The sequence below is a fragment of the Sphingomonas sp. BL-S-30 genome, assembly GCF_055521475.1.
Map to the genome: position 1 here is coordinate 1,400,709 of NZ_CM145481.1, position 14,106 is coordinate 1,414,814.

Annotated in this window: 18 protein-coding genes; 10 read left to right on the forward strand and 8 right to left on the reverse strand. The window is 66.3% G+C overall.

Features of this window, described 5'->3' with window-relative positions:
- Positions 1–80: 80 nt before the first annotated feature.
- Both greA and ACZ1I5_RS06510 read left to right on the forward strand, forming a co-directional pair.
- Positions 81–557, forward strand: coding sequence for a transcription elongation factor GreA (greA, locus tag ACZ1I5_RS06505; RefSeq protein ID WP_332715884.1), 477 nt, complete (start codon positions 81–83; stop codon positions 555–557).
- Positions 558–622: 65 nt separating this feature from the next.
- On the forward strand, positions 623–1,192 hold the full coding sequence (locus ACZ1I5_RS06510) for a rhomboid family intramembrane serine protease (RefSeq protein ID WP_465172892.1): 570 nt from the start codon (positions 623–625) through the stop codon (positions 1,190–1,192).
- 163 nt (positions 1,193–1,355) lie between these two features.
- Here the strand turns inward: ACZ1I5_RS06510 and ACZ1I5_RS06515 are convergent, their stop codons facing one another.
- Positions 1,356–1,826 (reverse strand): DUF1801 domain-containing protein, encoded by a 471-nt coding sequence (locus ACZ1I5_RS06515; RefSeq protein WP_465172893.1) that lies wholly within the window; start codon positions 1,824–1,826, stop codon positions 1,356–1,358.
- Positions 1,827–2,363: 537 nt separating this feature from the next.
- On the opposite strand from ACZ1I5_RS06515, the gene ACZ1I5_RS06520 reads away from it, so the two are divergent.
- Positions 2,364–3,026, forward strand: a complete 663-nt coding sequence (locus tag ACZ1I5_RS06520) for a hypothetical protein (protein WP_465172894.1) — start codon at positions 2,364–2,366, stop codon at positions 3,024–3,026.
- A gap of 25 nt (positions 3,027–3,051) precedes the next feature.
- Here the strand turns inward: ACZ1I5_RS06520 and ACZ1I5_RS06525 are convergent, their stop codons facing one another.
- Positions 3,052–4,539 carry an FAD-dependent monooxygenase gene (locus ACZ1I5_RS06525; RefSeq protein ID WP_465172895.1) on the reverse strand — a complete coding sequence of 496 codons (1,488 nt, stop codon included), beginning with the start codon at positions 4,537–4,539 and terminating at the stop codon, positions 3,052–3,054.
- A 45-nt stretch (positions 4,540–4,584) separates the two neighbouring features.
- Here ACZ1I5_RS06525 and ACZ1I5_RS06530 point away from each other — a divergent pair, with 45 nt between their 5' ends.
- Complete coding sequence (locus tag ACZ1I5_RS06530) at positions 4,585–5,229, forward strand: TetR/AcrR family transcriptional regulator (RefSeq protein ID WP_465172896.1); 645 nt, start codon at positions 4,585–4,587, stop codon at positions 5,227–5,229.
- A gap of 20 nt (positions 5,230–5,249) precedes the next feature.
- A complete protein-coding gene (locus ACZ1I5_RS06535) occupies positions 5,250–5,612 on the forward strand; it encodes an NIPSNAP family protein (RefSeq protein ID WP_465172897.1) in 363 nt (120 codons plus the stop codon).
- A gap of 153 nt (positions 5,613–5,765) precedes the next feature.
- Here ACZ1I5_RS06535 and ACZ1I5_RS06540 read toward each other — a convergent pair whose 3' ends face one another.
- The gene (locus ACZ1I5_RS06540; RefSeq protein WP_465172898.1) at positions 5,766–6,665 is read right to left on the reverse strand and encodes an OmpA family protein; all 900 of its coding nucleotides are present in this window, start codon (positions 6,663–6,665) and stop codon (positions 5,766–5,768) included.
- 169 nt (positions 6,666–6,834) lie between these two features.
- Between ACZ1I5_RS06540 and ACZ1I5_RS06545 the strand changes: the two genes are divergently transcribed.
- A complete protein-coding gene (locus ACZ1I5_RS06545; RefSeq protein WP_465173908.1) occupies positions 6,835–7,395 on the forward strand; it encodes a YkgJ family cysteine cluster protein in 561 nt (186 codons plus the stop codon).
- On the opposite strand, the gene ACZ1I5_RS06550 is transcribed toward ACZ1I5_RS06545, so the two are convergent.
- The 5 genes from ACZ1I5_RS06550 to ACZ1I5_RS06570 form a co-directional block, all read right to left on the reverse strand.
- Positions 7,392–7,622 carry a DUF4170 domain-containing protein gene (locus tag ACZ1I5_RS06550; RefSeq protein WP_465172899.1) on the reverse strand — a complete coding sequence of 77 codons (231 nt, stop codon included), beginning with the start codon at positions 7,620–7,622 and terminating at the stop codon, positions 7,392–7,394. The two genes, ACZ1I5_RS06545 and ACZ1I5_RS06550, sit on opposite strands and share 4 nt — an antisense overlap.
- Before the next feature lie 80 nt (positions 7,623–7,702).
- Positions 7,703–8,122, reverse strand: a complete 420-nt coding sequence (locus tag ACZ1I5_RS06555) for a hypothetical protein (RefSeq protein ID WP_465172900.1) — start codon at positions 8,120–8,122, stop codon at positions 7,703–7,705.
- Positions 8,119–8,496 (reverse strand): DUF3618 domain-containing protein, encoded by a 378-nt coding sequence (locus tag ACZ1I5_RS06560; protein WP_465172901.1) that lies wholly within the window; start codon positions 8,494–8,496, stop codon positions 8,119–8,121. Before ACZ1I5_RS06560 ends, ACZ1I5_RS06555 begins: the two co-directional genes overlap by 4 nt.
- Positions 8,493–8,852, reverse strand: coding sequence for a phage holin family protein (locus tag ACZ1I5_RS06565; protein ID WP_465172902.1), 360 nt, complete (start codon positions 8,850–8,852; stop codon positions 8,493–8,495). Before ACZ1I5_RS06565 ends, ACZ1I5_RS06560 begins: the two co-directional genes overlap by 4 nt.
- 22 nt (positions 8,853–8,874) lie before the next feature.
- Positions 8,875–9,465: a hypothetical protein gene (locus ACZ1I5_RS06570; protein WP_465172903.1), complete on the reverse strand. Its 591-nt coding sequence runs from the start codon at positions 9,463–9,465 to the stop codon at positions 8,875–8,877.
- 145 nt (positions 9,466–9,610) lie between these two features.
- On the opposite strand from ACZ1I5_RS06570, the gene eno reads away from it, so the two are divergent.
- The 4 genes from eno (at position 9,611) to ACZ1I5_RS06590 (ending at position 14,103) form a co-directional block, all read left to right on the forward strand.
- Positions 9,611–10,888: a phosphopyruvate hydratase gene (gene eno / locus ACZ1I5_RS06575; protein WP_465172904.1), complete on the forward strand. Its 1,278-nt coding sequence runs from the start codon at positions 9,611–9,613 to the stop codon at positions 10,886–10,888.
- An 87-nt stretch (positions 10,889–10,975) separates the two neighbouring features.
- On the forward strand, positions 10,976–11,290 hold the full coding sequence (locus ACZ1I5_RS06580; RefSeq protein WP_465172905.1) for an FtsB family cell division protein: 315 nt from the start codon (positions 10,976–10,978) through the stop codon (positions 11,288–11,290).
- Between the two features lie 93 nt (positions 11,291–11,383).
- Positions 11,384–13,114, forward strand: coding sequence for a DUF885 domain-containing protein (locus tag ACZ1I5_RS06585; protein ID WP_465172906.1), 1,731 nt, complete (start codon positions 11,384–11,386; stop codon positions 13,112–13,114).
- Complete coding sequence (locus ACZ1I5_RS06590; protein WP_465172907.1) at positions 13,111–14,103, forward strand: GlxA family transcriptional regulator; 993 nt, start codon at positions 13,111–13,113, stop codon at positions 14,101–14,103. The genes ACZ1I5_RS06585 and ACZ1I5_RS06590 overlap by 4 nt, the downstream gene beginning before the upstream one ends.
- Positions 14,104–14,106: the final 3 nt, after the last annotated feature.

Consider the following 14,106-nt stretch of genomic DNA (forward strand, 5'->3'; position numbering starts at 1 on the left):
TTTCCCACATGAGAGTGACGTGCGGGCGGGTCCGTGAAGGGCCGGCTTGAAGAAGATTTTTTGACGAAGGACCTAAAGGGATGGCGACCGTCGACAAGATGCCGATGCTGCAAGAGGGCTATGAGAAGCTCAATGCGGACCTGAAGCGGCTGAAAGCGGAGCGCCCGACCATCGTCGACGCGATCGAGGAAGCGCGCGCGCACGGCGACCTTTCGGAAAACGCCGAATATCATGCCGCCAAGGAGCGGCAGGGGCAGATCGAAGCGTCGATCTCCGATATCGAGGACAAGCTGAGCCGCGCGCAGGTGATCGATCCGCGCGACCTGTCGGGCGACAAGGTGGTGTTCGGCGCGACCGTCACCCTGCTCGACGAGGACGACAAGCCGATCCGCTATCAGATCGTTGGCCAGACCGAGGCCGATGCCAAGGGCGGTCGCATCTCGTACAATTCGCCGCTGGGTCGGGCGCTGATCGGGCGCAAGGTCGACGACGAGGTCGAAGTGACGGTGCCGTCGGGCGACCGTTATTACGTCGTCTCGAAGATCGAATTCATCTGAACGGAATCGATCTTCCGCGGGGCCGGTTCACCGACGCGCTGGTTGCGCTGTCGGTCTTTACCGTCTTGCTCGCCACGGCGGTGTTCGGCCTGGACGCCGCCGCGATCTGGTTCGGCTTCACCCCGGGTGATTTCCTGGCGGGCGGGTGGAGCAACGACCCTATCCGGTCCTGGCTGTCGCCGCTCGCCTCCGCCTTTCTGGCGCGCGATTTCATCTCGGCGATCTTCAACCTGGTCTTCCTGCTGATCGCCGGTCGCTATGTCGAAAAGGCGATCCGGCCGGTCGGGCTGGGCGTTATCTTCGTCGCGGGCGCCTATGGCGGCGCGCTCGCGCGGCTGATCCTGACGCCCGGATCGGCGCTGGCCAGCGCCGGGGCCGACGCATCGGTGTTCGCGGTGATCGGCGCCTATTTCATGCTGTACGGCGTGCCGAGCGCCATCCCGATCGCGCGGCACCATAGCCGGCTGACCCAGATCGCGATCCTTGCCGGCATCTGGATGGCGATCCAGATCGCCTTTGCCGTGCTGTCGCAAAGCTTCGCGGTATCGGTGACGATCGTCGAGCCGATCGGGGGGCTGCTGGCGGGCGTGGCGCTGGCACGGCCGATGCTGGCCTGGGCTTATCGTAAGGCTTAAGGGAGGACGTTAGACTGCCCTCTGCCTCAACCCCAATCCGCTCGTAAAACGCACTGAAGTCGGGAGCGATGATGGCGTCGCGATTGCCGCCCGCGACCATGTCGATCGCAAATCGCCGGTCTGAGCGCCTTCACAACATCACCAAACGCCCAGCCACGGGCCGTCAGCCTGATTTCGGCTTTTTCCCCGTAGCAAGCGGCTTCAGCGCAGCTTGCGACATCCATGACAGTAGCTGGGCTTCGTCCAGCTCATCCGTCGATGCCAGCTCGACGCCGCGCGTGGCCTTGCCCATTCCGACAGGCGTTACCGGAGGCTCGGGGCTTAGCTCGGTGCCCCGAATGAACATCAGCTTCACATGGCCGACAAAGGCGCCGGACGAGAAGCACCAGCCGTCAGGCACACCATAATAGGCCATGCCCCATTTCACCGCGCGCTTGAGGTCAGGCACTGCCTGCATGGCGAGTTCGTCGACACGCTCGGCGATAGCGCGGTGCGGCTGCGGTAGACTGGCGATATAGGCGAACACCGGCTTGTCCCCTTCTGCGGCCTTGGCCGAACTGGCTTTGCCCGTCATGGCAACGAGGAGTTCTGACTCTCTTGTGGTGGCAGGCTGATTGCCCGAAACTTTTGTCATGCGATGTCCTTTCGCTGTCGGCCGAGTTTCGGCACCTGATTGCTGGGCGGGGCTTTTTGGCGCGACGCGCATAACCTCCGCACAGCCTCGTTTCTCCCACGTGACGACTGCATTGCCGCCGTCGCTGCCGGCGTGCCGTCGGACCACCGCTCCCATCGAGTGGCATCGGAACGACGAATGAGCGGATCGATATTCGACATCGTCTCGTAAATTTTTGATACGGATGACGACTGGTCGCATTTGGGAACGGCGCCAATTTTCTTTGCCGCGACCGGGCTGAAGCGCGTCGACCGGCCTCGGCAACATTGCGCAAGATGTGCATCTTCAAACTCATCGCTGTGGGCTTGGCAACCGCGGACCGCATGGCGATTTTCCCATTTCCTACCCAGATGAAGAGCGCCCCACACGGTGCCGCCGCGGCATGGTTCACGCAACGACCGGATGAAGGGTCGCCGTCCCTCAATAGGAGCAAGTGTGGCTACACCAACAAAGGTGGGACGCGGGAAGCCGGTGGGCGAGCGTCGATTCTTCGCAGCCATGGCGATCGTTATCGCCGTAGCCACGTTCGTTGGCTTCGCGCCAAGCTATTATCTCGCGCCGGCGTTCCATGCCAAGCCGCTATCGGCCCTGCTGCATCTTCACGGTCTCGTCTTCACCGCATGGATATTGCTCTATGTCGCGCAGACCGCGCTGATCTCGGCGGGGCGCACCGACATGCATCGGCTCGTCGGGCCGGTTGCGGTCGTGCTCGCCGTCGTCATGGTCCCGTTGGGTATCGCGACCGCGATCATCACCAAGCACGTCGCGGCGGTTCATCACCTGCCGCCGCAGGGGCCGCCTCTGGTCTTTCCCCTGGGGGCGATCCTCACCTTCGCGGTGCTGGTCGGCGCGGGCGTGACGATGCGCAAGCGATCTACCTGGCACAAGCGGTTGATGCTCCTGGGTACATTGGCGATCCTGACCACGCCGCTCGCCCGGGTGACGCGCTTCACGCATATCGGGCTGAGCCCGGCGTTCGGCGGGATGATCCTTACCGACATCCTGCTGGCGGCGCTGGTGGTCTATGATGTCAGGACGCGCGGCACCTTGCATCCCGCGACGATCTGGGGCGGCGGGTTCTTCCTGGCGACTCAGCTGATCCGCATCGCGCTGAACGCGATGCCCGCATGGCAGGCATTCGCCAAGAGTCTGACGGGCTAAGCCCAACGGCTGCCATGCACCCAGCCTATGCCGGCACGCACCAACGATCCAGCGCCTGTTCCAGGCCGAGCACGCTATCCTTCTCGCCGGCCCAGGCGACGCACGCATCGGGGCGGATCAGCATCGAGGGCCCCGTATCGACCGTCGCACAGCACACCCGTTGCGTGGCGGCTGAAACGAGCCTGGAGGCCGACCCGTCCGGCGAGGCGTCGAGGAACACGCCCATTCCGTCCTGCATGAGGTCGTAGAGCGACCCGCCGCCGACTGGCCGGTCGCCGATGAGCCGCCCGACCGCGTCATGCTCCGAGCCGAGATCGTAGCGGTTGGCCAGCCCGCTCATCATCCCGCCGATGAAGCGGTTGGCCTCGTCGCCCTCCATCAGCGTCGCGACGATGGCGCGCATCGCGGCCGCTTGCGGGTCGGGCCGCATGATCGCGGCCTGGGCGAGGGTGTTGGCCAGCACGGCTTCGGCGACCGGCCGCCGCTCGGCCTGATAGGTGTCGATCAGGCTTTCCGGCATCGTCCCGCGAACCACCGCGGCCAGCTTCCAGCCGAGGTTCGCGGCATCGGCGAGCCCGAGGCTCAGGCCCTGGCCGCCAAAGGGCGAATGAATATGCGCGGCGTCGCCGGCGAGCAGTATCCGGCCGTCGCGGTAGGTGTCGACGAGGCGCGTATTGTCGGTCCAGCGGCTGGCATTTTCGAACGCCGTCACGCGCACGTCCGCGCCGCTGACCCGGCGCAGCACCTGTTCGAACGCGTCGCGGGTGATCGGCGCGTCGCGGGCTTCGGGCGGGCCGCTGAAATCCAGCATGACCAGGCGGCCGGCGAAGGACATGTACATGCCGCCGGACGTGTAGTGGAAGCCATGGGCGGCAAGCCGTTCGGGATGATCCACCGCGGCGATGGCCTGGTACATCGTCATCGTCGGGTCGCAGCCGGGAAAGGCGAAGCCCGACAGCTTGCGGACGGCGCTGCGGCCGCCGTCGCAGCCGAGGAGCCATGAGCAGCGGACCTGGCCGTTACCGGTCTCCGAGCTCCAGTCGACATCGATCCCGTCGGGCCGCTGCGTCAGGCGGTGGACCTCGCATCCGCGGCGGACCTCGATCCCGAGCGCGCCGGCGCGCTCACTCAGCATCGCTTCGATATTTTGCTGGTCGATCGGGCTGCCGAGCCGGTCCGGCTCGACCTGCGCATTGCGTCGGATCAGCATCAGGCCGGCGAAATGGCCGCTATAGCGGCCCCCGGGACCGCGCGGCGCCGCCTGGCCATGGCCCGTCGGCCGCGCCATCGCGGCGAAGGCGCGGGCCTGCGCGGCGTCGATCGCCGAGGCCATGCCGCGCCGCCGGAGTGCCTCGATGCCGAGCGCGCCGATGCCGCCGGCCTTCAGCACCTTGCTCGGTTCGGTCAGCCGTTCCAATACAAGCACGCTGGCGCCGCCAAGGGTCAGCTCGATCGCGGCAAGGAGGCCGACCGGACCCGCGCCGACCACGACGACATCATAGGGCGTTTCCATATACTCAATCCCAATATATACTCGATACATAATAGGTGGGAGTGAATGAGCGACCTGTCAACGCCGACCGACCGCCGATCGCGCAAGCGCCTCGCCACGCGGCAGGCGATCTCGGACGCCGCCACCTGCCTGTTCCTGGAGCGCGGCTTCGACGCGGTGACGATCGACGAGATCGCCGGCGCCGCGGATGTCGGGCGCATGACCGTGTTCAATCATTTTCCGCGCAAGGAGGACATGTTCTTCGACCGCGACGATGAGGGCCGCGCGGTCCTGCGCGAGGCGTTGCGGGATCGCGATCCGGGGGTTCCGCCGATCGAGAGCCTGCGCCTGCTCGCGCATCGGCTGGTGGCGGAAGGGCGGCCGTTCGTGGAGTTCTCCGCGATCAGCCAGCGCTTCATCGCGACGATCGAGGCGAGCGACACGCTGAAGGCGAGGGCGCGGGCGATCCGCGACGAGCTGGCCGGCGTGGTCGCGGCGGCGCTGGCCGAGAGCGTCGGACGGGAGGCCGATGGCGACGCGCGTCTGGCGGCCGGCCTGTTGCTGGCGACCTGGACGGTGGCATTTCTCGAGGCGCATGGGACCTATCGCCGGACGGGGGATGGGGGGGCAGCGAATGACGCCTTTCTCTCGGTCGTCGACCGGGGGAGTGTGGGGCTGGTCGCGGCGATGGCGGGTACGCCCTATGCGTGACGCTGCGTAAGGGGATTAAGATGAAGGCCAAGCCGGTGTTTTGCGAGATCCGGTACCGGCTCGATCCGGACAGGCTGGAGGCGTTCGAGGACTATGGCCGGGCCTGGACCCGGTTGATCGAACGGCATGGCGGGGTCCATTACGGCTTTTTCATGCCGCGGGCGGCGCCGGGCGATGCGACGATCAGTTTTCCGGGCAAGGGACAGCCCGGCGCCGAGGATGTGGCGATCGCGCTGTACGGGTTTCCCGATGAGGAAAGCTACAACAACTATCGCACACAGGTTCCGCTCGATCCCGAGGCTGCGTCCGTCATCGAACGCTTCGCCGAGCCGCCGTTAAGGAGCTATGAGCGGGTGTTCCTTGCGCCACTGGCGCGGGAATGACGGCTCACCTGATCGGACATCAGGCCGGGAGCGGGGTGCCGCTCCCGGCCTGATGGATAACCTCCCCGTTCGCCGCTCAGCCGGAACGGGGAGGTGGATCAATTCAGCTTAGAAAGCGCCATTGGGCACGTTCCGGAGCTGCTCCCGCGCCCTTCACATCACGTCGACGCTTTTGCTGACCAGGATATTGACCGCGACGCGGCGGTTCTGCGCCTTGCCTTCTTCGGTGTCGTTGCTCGCCAGCGGGTCGGCCGTGGCCATGCCGGTGGGGGTGAGCATGCGATAGGGTTTCCAGCCGCATTTCTGCTGGAGGTAATTGATGACCCGGTTGGCGCGCTTTTCGCTGAGTGCCTGGTTGATATCGTCGCTGCCGGTCGAATCGGTGTAGCCGACCACCAGGATCAGGGCGTTTTCGGTTGCCTCGGCCGTGGTGGCCGTCGAGCAGAGCTGAGCCCTGTCCTCAGCGGAGAGTTCCGACTTGCCGGTATCGAAGTGCACGTTGGTGGTGCCCTTGATGTTATATTTGTCGATATCGCCGAGGCGGCCGCGCAGCGACTCGGTTGCTGCGGTCTGTTCATCGAAGCGCTGGTCCGTCGCGTTGCGGATCATCGTCGCGGTCTTGAGGTCGTTCTTGCGGAAGCTGACCTGGCTCGCGACCAGCTCGGCGCCTGGCTGGCCGTCCGCCTGCAAGGTCTTGACGGTGACCGGCATGCCGTTGAGCAGCGCATCTGCGCCGAGCTTGCCGCCACCGCCGAACAGCCCGCCGCCGCCCTTGATGCGGGTGGAATCGGTGACGGCGATGACCACGGCGCTACCGTCGGCGGTCCTGACTTTCATCTTGTCGCCATTGCGCGCGGTGATGACGCCCTTGACCTCGGGCCCGGCGGTCATCGCGGGCGGGGTGCCATAGACGACGACGTTAGACTCGGGCGCGCTCTGCTGCTGCTGGTCCTGCTGCGGCTGCTGATCCTGCGCGGACACGGCGCCCGACACGGACACGGCCAGAGCGGCAGCCAGGAAAGGCACGCCTGCCCTTTGGGGAATGACACGCATTGAGCAATCTCCTCTACTTTGCCCCCCGACGGCCCTTGCGTGTTCGGGTGAAGCTGTCTCCCAGATGAACAGGGCCGGGAGAGTCTCTGTCCCGGCGGTCGGTTCGAGCGCGGCGTGCGACGAACCGAGGCCGATGGCGCGGCGACCGCGACGCCTGTATTGGCCCCGGATGGACAGCGAGACAGACTTGGAGACCATGTTGCTGGGGCCGGTCCTCGCCGATCGCGTATGCGGGGCGTGCACGGCGTGCTGCACCGTGCTCACCGTCGATACGCCCGATTTCAGCAAGCCGGCGGGAACGCCCTGCACTTATCTGACGGCGCGCGGATGCGGCATCCATGCGGTGCGGCCGCCTATCTGCCGGACTTGGTTCTGCGCCTGGCGCCGGGTCGCGGCGATGCCCGACGAGGCCCGGCCGGACCGGTCAGGCGTTCTCGTGTCGCTCAATTTCGAGAAGAAGCCGCGCAACTGCTTCGAAGGCGTATCGATCAACGTCCGCGCGCTCGCCGGCAGTGAAGCGATCGAGACCGGCATGGCGGCGACGATCCTCGACAGCCTGTGCGATCAACTGGTCCCGGTCTGGTTCAGCGACGGGTCGAGGAAGATGCTGATGCACCCGGACAACGACGTCGCCAGCCTCGTGCTATCGGGAGAAGCCGCGCCCGCGCATCTTGAAGACGAAGTGGGGGCGTGGCGCGAGCGCTACGGCGTTTTCGCGGCGAAGGATTAGGCCTTGGGCGTTTCCAGCACGTCAGGCTGGAGCAGGCGGTGGAGATGCACCACCACGAACTTCATCTCGGCATCGTCGACCGTGCGCTGCGCGGCGGAGCGCCAGGCTTTCTCGGCGCTGGCATAATCGGGATAGATGCCGACGACCTCGATCGAATCGAGATCGTCGAAATCGAGATGGCGGGGGTCCTTGACGCGGCCGCCGAAGACCAGGTGGAGTTTGCTCATGGATCGGGCTTCCCAAGGGAGGAGTCACCCGTCCTTAGAGCGTGAATTCCGCGAGGTGAACCATCCAGCGCGGCTTTTTGTTACTTGCTGGACGCTTTGGCGGCGGCGGCCGAACCGGCGCTGGACAGCGCCTTGACCACGCCGTCGAGCAGCTTGCCGACCTGGTCGCGCGCTGCCGCCTTGTTGAGGCCGAGCGCGTCGAGTTCCGCCTTGCCCGCTTCCTTCGCTGCCTGAGCCGCGCCGGCAGCCGTGTCGGTGATGCGCTTGCCGACCGGGCCGAGCAGCTTGCCCTCCTGCTCGGTGCGCGGGATCACCGCGCCGGCGAGCACGCCGATCGCGACGCCGCCGACCAGAACGGCGAGCGGATTGGCTTCGATCCCCTCGGCGGTGCGGCGCACGGCCTCGCGCGCGGTGTCACGCGTGGTCTCCAGCGCCTTTTCGGCGGTGCTGCGCGGCGTGGCCTTCGGGGTTGCGGGCTTTTCGGTGGTGGGGGCGTTCATTCGGAGGATCCTTTCCGTCGGGCAGGCGCCCGTTTGGGTTTCAAACTCGCGGGACGCTCGGGAGTTTCATCGAGATAGACCTCGATGAGATGCTTGATCGGCCCGCGGGCAAGGAGCAGGCCGACCGCCGCGGCGCCCCCCGCGAGGGTGAGGGGGTGGCGCTTGAGGCTTTCCAGACCGTCCCGCCCGATTTCCTGCGCCGCCTCCTTCAACTCTCCCATGGCCTCGCGGGCAAGCGCCTTCGGGTTGAGCCGGGCCTGGAGGTCGACGAGCGTCCCGGCCAGGCGAGCGCGCGCCGCCTCGGCCCGCCGCTTCGCCGCTGGCAGGTCGGTAGCGTCGTCGATTGCCTCGGGCAGGTTTTTAGGCGGGCTCATTCGGGCTTGTCCGACATATCGGTGATCTTGCGAACCTTGGCGATGGCGAGGCGGACAAGCAGGGCGGCGACCCCGAGCGAGAGCAGCACGACCAGGATCGTCGCCCCGACCTCGCCCAGCGGACGCCGCAGGATCAGCAACAGGCCGAGCACCGTCGCGATCATCGCCGACTGGGCCAGCAGCAACGCTACCACGCCGAGGATGATCGCGGTGCGCGCCTCGCCGACGCGGCTGAGGAACTGGGCGCGATACAGCCTGATCTCCGCGCGCACGAAGCGTTCGGCGTCGTCGATCAGGCGCGAGAACAGGGCCGCAATGCTGTTGCTGTCATGCTCTTCCGGCGGTTGCTCGGCCATGTTCCCCCCGGTTCCTGTCGGATCAGGCGTCGTCGCGGTCGGCCGCGTCGAGGCCCGACTTGATCAAGCGCACCAGCACGAAACCGATCGCCGCGGCGGTGCCGATCGCCACGGCCGGGCTCTTCTTCACGAAGCCGCGCGCATCGTCGATCAGGTCGTCGAGATTCTTCTGCTTGATCGATTCCGAAAAGCCCGAGACGGCGTCGGCGGCGCTGCGGGCATATTGGCCATATTGCGGGCCAACCTTCTCGTCGACGGTGCCGGCGGCCTCGGTCATCATCTTGGCCAGTTCGTCGAGCACGCCGCCCGCACGGGCCTTGCCGTCCTCGGCATAGGCGCGGGCCTTGTCGCCGGCGTCCTTGGTGAGCTTGGAGGCGCTGTCCTTCAGCGTCTGCGTCGCGGCCTTGGTCTCGGCCTTGAAGCGTGGGGTGGCGGTGTCTGCGGTGGTTTCCACGGTCGGGCCTTTCTTCGGCTTGGCCGGCTTGGGGGCCGGCTTTGCGGTTGTCGCGGCAGGCGAGGTCGTGGCGGCAGCCGCTTTCCGCGGTGTCGCGGTGGTCGCGGCCTTCTTCACCGGTTTGGCCGGTTTGGGGGCCTTGGGAGTTTCGTCAGCCATGCTGTCGCCCTTTCCTCGCTTGTCCATCGTCAACCGGCCAGCGCAGTCCGCGGTTCCATCGAACGAGACGAATTGCCGCCGCCGATGATAGCCGATAGAGGCACGCCCGTCTGTCTGGGGCATCAATCGTTAGAAGGATCATAACGTGACCGCAATCATCGACATCCACGCGCGCCAAATCCTCGACAGCCGGGGCAACCCGACCGTGGAAGTCGACGTGTTGCTCGATGACGGTTCCTTCGGTCGCGCCGCCGTTCCCTCGGGCGCGTCGACCGGCGCGCATGAAGCGGTCGAACTGCGCGACGGCGACAAAAGCGTCTATCTCGGCAAGGGCGTGCTGAAGGCGGTCGAAGCGGTCAACACCGAGATCGCCGACGCGGTGCTCGGCCTCGAGGCTGAGGATCAGGCCGATGTCGACCGGGTGATGATCGATCTCGACGGCACCGAGAACAAGAGCCGGATCGGCGCGAACGCGATCCTGGGCGTCAGCCTCGCGGTGGCCAAGGCGGCGGCCGATGCGCGGGGCCTGCCGTTGTACCGCTACGTCGGCGGCGTTTCCTCGCATGTGCTGCCGGTGCCGATGATGAACATCATCAATGGCGGCGAGCATGCCGACAACCCGATCGATTTCCAGGAATTCATGGTCGTGCCGGTCGGCGCTTCGTCGATCGCCGAAGCGGTGCGCTGCGGTTCGGAAATCTTCCACACGCTGAAGAAGGGCCTGCACGACAAGGGCCTGGCGACCTCGGTCGGCGACGAGGGCGGTTTCGCTCCGAACATCGCCTCGACCAGCGACGCGCTCGATTTCATCATGAGCTCGATCGAGAAGGCGGGCTACAAGCCGGGCGACGACGTGATGCTGGCGCTCGACTGCGCCGCGACCGAGTTCTTCAAGAACGGCAAGTACGACATCTCGGGCGAGGGCAAGATCCTGTCCAGCCACGAGATGGCCGAATATCTCGCCGACCTGACGCGCCGTTATCCGATCTTCTCGATCGAAGACGGCATGGCCGAGGATGATTTCGTGGGTTGGAAGGCGCTGACCGACCTGATCGGCGACAAGGTCCAGCTGGTCGGCGACGATCTGTTCGTGACCAACCCAAAGCGGCTGAAGCAGGGCATCAAGGACGGCCTCGCCAATTCGCTGCTGGTGAAGGTCAACCAGATTGGTACCCTGACCGAGACTCTCGAGGCCGTGTCGATGGCCCAGCGTGCCGGCTACACCGCGGTCATGTCGCATCGTTCGGGCGAGACCGAGGATGCGACGATCGCCGACCTGGCCGTCGCAACCAATTGCGGGCAGATCAAGACCGGCAGCCTCGCGCGGTCGGACCGGCTCGCCAAGTACAACCAGCTCATCCGCATCGAGGAGGAACTGGACGAGGCGGCGGTCTATGCGGGGCGCTCGATTCTGCGCAGCTGACTCGTCGGCGCGATGTCGTGCTCGATTTATCTTGAACAGGTAAAATTCCTGCTTGATCCACGAGTCGCGACCTGCGAGAATCGCGGGATGGCCAAGCGTTCCACCTTCCGCACCATGCTCCACCGCGCCGGTCCGCCGGCTGCGTTGCTGATCGTGGGCGCGTTTTTCGGTGGCTATGCGATCATGGGTCCGAACGGCGCGCTCGCGTACGGCGACATCCAGCGCCAGCTCGACAAGCGCCAGAGCGACCTCGCCGTGTTGGAGAAGCAGCGCGCCGAGCTGAAGAACCGCGTCGCCTTGCTCGATCCACGCCATGCCGATCCGGACATGGTCGACGAGCTGGCGCGCAAGAAGCTCAACGTGGTGCATCCCGACGACATGATCGTCGACCTGGACAAATAGCCCCACCGCGCTGTGGGCGGCCTTGCGCCGGGCTGGCGCCCCTCGATTCAACCTGCCAGCATCGCGCGACAAGACGAATCAAGAGGAACGGGTATGCGCAGGATATTGCTCGCCGGGGCGGCCTTGCTGGCGGTCACGGCATGCGGGCCGTCTGAAACCAAGCCCATCACCAACGATGCCGAACTGGCGCTGCCGACGACCGAATGGCCGGCGTTCCGCGACGCGTTCATTGAGGGCTGGTTCAAGCTCGATCCGGCCAATGCGGTCTATCAGGGGCGGCATGATTTCGACGGTGGGCTGGGCGACTGGAGCGAGGTCGGGCTGAAGCGCCAGGCCGATTTCCTGCGCGCCTCGATCATCAAGGCATCGGCCTTCGACGCGGCCAAGTTGAGCAAGCAGGACGCGTTCGAGCGCGACTATCTGGTGAATGTCGCCGAGGGCAAGCTGTTCTGGCTGACCGATGCGGACCAGCCGCACACCAACCCGGCCTGGTATATCGGCGCCGGGCTCGACCCGAACGTCTATATCGCCCGCAACTATGCCGATGCGCCGACACGCATGAAGGCGATGATCAAGTTCCTGCGCCAGATTCCCGGCGCGGCGGCGAACATCAAGGCGAACCTGAAGACGCCGATGCCGCTGAGCTTCATCGATTATGGCGTGGCGGGCTTCAACGGTTTCGCCGATTATTACACGGGCGACGCGAAAAAGGCCTTTGCCGGGGTGCAGAGCCCCGAGCTGCAGGGCCAGTTCGACCAGGCGGCGGGTGCCGCGGCCAAATCGATGCATGACCTTGCCGGCTATCTCGACGGGCAGCGCGCCACCGCGACGCAGGGCTTTGCGCTCGGCGCCGACAAATTCTCCCGCATGGTCAAGATGACCGAGGGCGTGGACGTGCCGCTCGACCAGCTCGAGGCGGCGGGGAAGGCGGACCTGAAGCGCAACCAGGACGCGCTCACGGCCGCCTGCGCGAAGTTCGCGCCAGGCGCGACGATCCCGGCTTGCATGGCGAAGATGAACGCCAACAAGCCCGAGGGCGGCCCGGTCGCCGAGGCGCGGCGGCAGATACCCGAGCTCAAGGCATTCGTGATCGCCAAGGACATTGTCTCGATCCCCGACGCGGAACAGGCACTGGTCGAGGAAAGCCCGCCCTATAACCGGCAGAATTCCGCCTATATCGATCCGCCGGGACCGTTCGAAAAGGGCATCCCCTCGGTCTATTACATCTCTCCGCCTGATCCGGCCTGGGCCAAGGCCGTGCAGGACTCGTTCGTGCCGGGCAAGATGGACCTGCTGTTCACCTCGGTGCACGAAGTGATGCCCGGGCATTTCCTGCAGTTCCGCCATGCCAACAAATCGCCCTCGCTCTTCGGGCGGCTGTTCGTCGGCTATGCCTATGCCGAGGGCTGGGCGCATTATGCCGAGGAAATGATGTGGGACGCGGGCCTCAATGATGGCGACCCGGAAACGCATGTCGGCCAGCTGTCCAACGCGTTGCTGCGCAATTGCCGTTATCTCTCGGCGATCGGATTGCACGCGCGCGGCATGACGCAGGAACAGTCATACCGGATGTTCCGCGACGAATGCTATCAGGACGAGGGCAATGCGAGGCAGCAGGCGGCGCGCGGCACCTATGACCCGGCCTATCTCAACTATACGATGGGCAAGCTGATGATCCGCAAGCTGCGCGACGACTGGACCGCGACGCATGGCGGGCGGCAGGGGTGGAAGGCGTTCCACGACCAGTTCCTGAGCTTTGGCGGCCCGCCGATCCCGCTGGTGCGCAAGGCGATGATGGGCGGCGACGGGAAAGCGGTGTTTTGAGCGGGGCGGGCTCGCCCGTTCGCTGGCGGGTAGGCCTGCTCGCCTATGACCGGGTCAACGGCTTCGACATTGCCGGGCCGCTGGAAGTGTTCGCCACCGCGACGGCCATTGATCCGGCCCGCGCGGCCTATGGCGTCGAGATCGTCGCCGCCACGCTCGATCCGGTCACGACGGAGGCGGGCATGCGCATCCTGCCCGATCGCGGCTTCGCGGAAGGCGGCGCGTACGACACGATCATCGTCCCGGGCGGGGTCGGCCTGCGGGAACCGGAGATCAGCGCCGCCGTCGCCGGATGGCTCAGGCCGCGGCTCCAAACGACCCGCCGGATCGCGTCGGTCTGCACTGGAGTCTATGGGCTGGCGGCGACCGGCGTGCTCGACGGGCGGCGGGCGACGACGCATTGGCGCTTCATCGCTGACGTGCAGCGGCGCTTTCCCGCGATCCGGATGCAGAGCGACTGCATCTATGTGGAGGACGGACCCTGCTTCACCTCGGGCGGAGTCTGTGCCGGCATCGATCTTGCGCTGGCGATGGTCCGCGCTGACCTGGGGCCGACCCTGGCGCTGTCGGTCGGGCACGAGATGGTCGTGCCGAGCATGCGCGCCGGTCCGCAGGCGCAATTCTCCGAGCCGCTCCGCGCCCAGGCGCGCGCCCCGCGCCGGCTGGCCGATCTGATAGCGTGGATCGGCGCCAATCTGGAGGCCGACCTGTCGTTGCCGGCGCTGGCGGAACGCGCGGCAATCGGAGAGCGGCAATTGTCGCGCATGTTCCGCGAGGGGTTGGGCGAGAGCCCCGGCGCGCTGGTGACACGGCTGCGCCTCGCGGCGGCGCGCGACATGCTCAGCGCCGATGCGGTGCCGGTGGGAGAGGTCGCGCGGCTCGCCGGCTATCGCAGTCCCGACGCGTTCGGCCGCGCTTATGCCCGCGCGCATGGCGAGCCGCCCGAGGTGACGCGCGACCGGCGGCGCATGTCCGGAACGGCAGGATAGTCG

Bases quoted from the DNA above. Each gene is read 5' to 3' on its own strand.
- greA (WP_332715884.1), top strand. From the start codon at position 81: ATGGCGACCGTCGACAAGATGCCGATGCTGCAAGAGGGCTATGAGAAG.
- ACZ1I5_RS06515 (WP_465172893.1), bottom strand. From the start codon at position 1,826: ATGACAAAAGTTTCGGGCAATCAGCCTGCCACCACAAGAGAGTCAGAA.
- ACZ1I5_RS06520 (WP_465172894.1), top strand. From the start codon at position 2,364: ATGGCGATCGTTATCGCCGTAGCCACGTTCGTTGGCTTCGCGCCAAGC.
- ACZ1I5_RS06525 (WP_465172895.1), bottom strand. From the start codon at position 4,539: ATGGAAACGCCCTATGATGTCGTCGTGGTCGGCGCGGGTCCGGTCGGC.
- ACZ1I5_RS06530 (WP_465172896.1), top strand. From the start codon at position 4,585: ATGAGCGACCTGTCAACGCCGACCGACCGCCGATCGCGCAAGCGCCTC.
- ACZ1I5_RS06535 (WP_465172897.1), top strand. From the start codon at position 5,250: ATGAAGGCCAAGCCGGTGTTTTGCGAGATCCGGTACCGGCTCGATCCG.
- ACZ1I5_RS06540 (WP_465172898.1), bottom strand. From the start codon at position 6,665: ATGCGTGTCATTCCCCAAAGGGCAGGCGTGCCTTTCCTGGCTGCCGCT.
- ACZ1I5_RS06545 (WP_465173908.1), top strand. From the start codon at position 6,835: ATGGACAGCGAGACAGACTTGGAGACCATGTTGCTGGGGCCGGTCCTC.
- ACZ1I5_RS06550 (WP_465172899.1), bottom strand. From the start codon at position 7,622: ATGAGCAAACTCCACCTGGTCTTCGGCGGCCGCGTCAAGGACCCCCGC.
- ACZ1I5_RS06555 (WP_465172900.1), bottom strand. From the start codon at position 8,122: ATGAACGCCCCCACCACCGAAAAGCCCGCAACCCCGAAGGCCACGCCG.
- ACZ1I5_RS06560 (WP_465172901.1), bottom strand. From the start codon at position 8,496: ATGAGCCCGCCTAAAAACCTGCCCGAGGCAATCGACGACGCTACCGAC.
- ACZ1I5_RS06565 (WP_465172902.1), bottom strand. From the start codon at position 8,852: ATGGCCGAGCAACCGCCGGAAGAGCATGACAGCAACAGCATTGCGGCC.
- ACZ1I5_RS06570 (WP_465172903.1), bottom strand. From the start codon at position 9,465: ATGGCTGACGAAACTCCCAAGGCCCCCAAACCGGCCAAACCGGTGAAG.
- ACZ1I5_RS06580 (WP_465172905.1), top strand. From the start codon at position 10,976: ATGGCCAAGCGTTCCACCTTCCGCACCATGCTCCACCGCGCCGGTCCG.
- ACZ1I5_RS06585 (WP_465172906.1), top strand. From the start codon at position 11,384: ATGCGCAGGATATTGCTCGCCGGGGCGGCCTTGCTGGCGGTCACGGCA.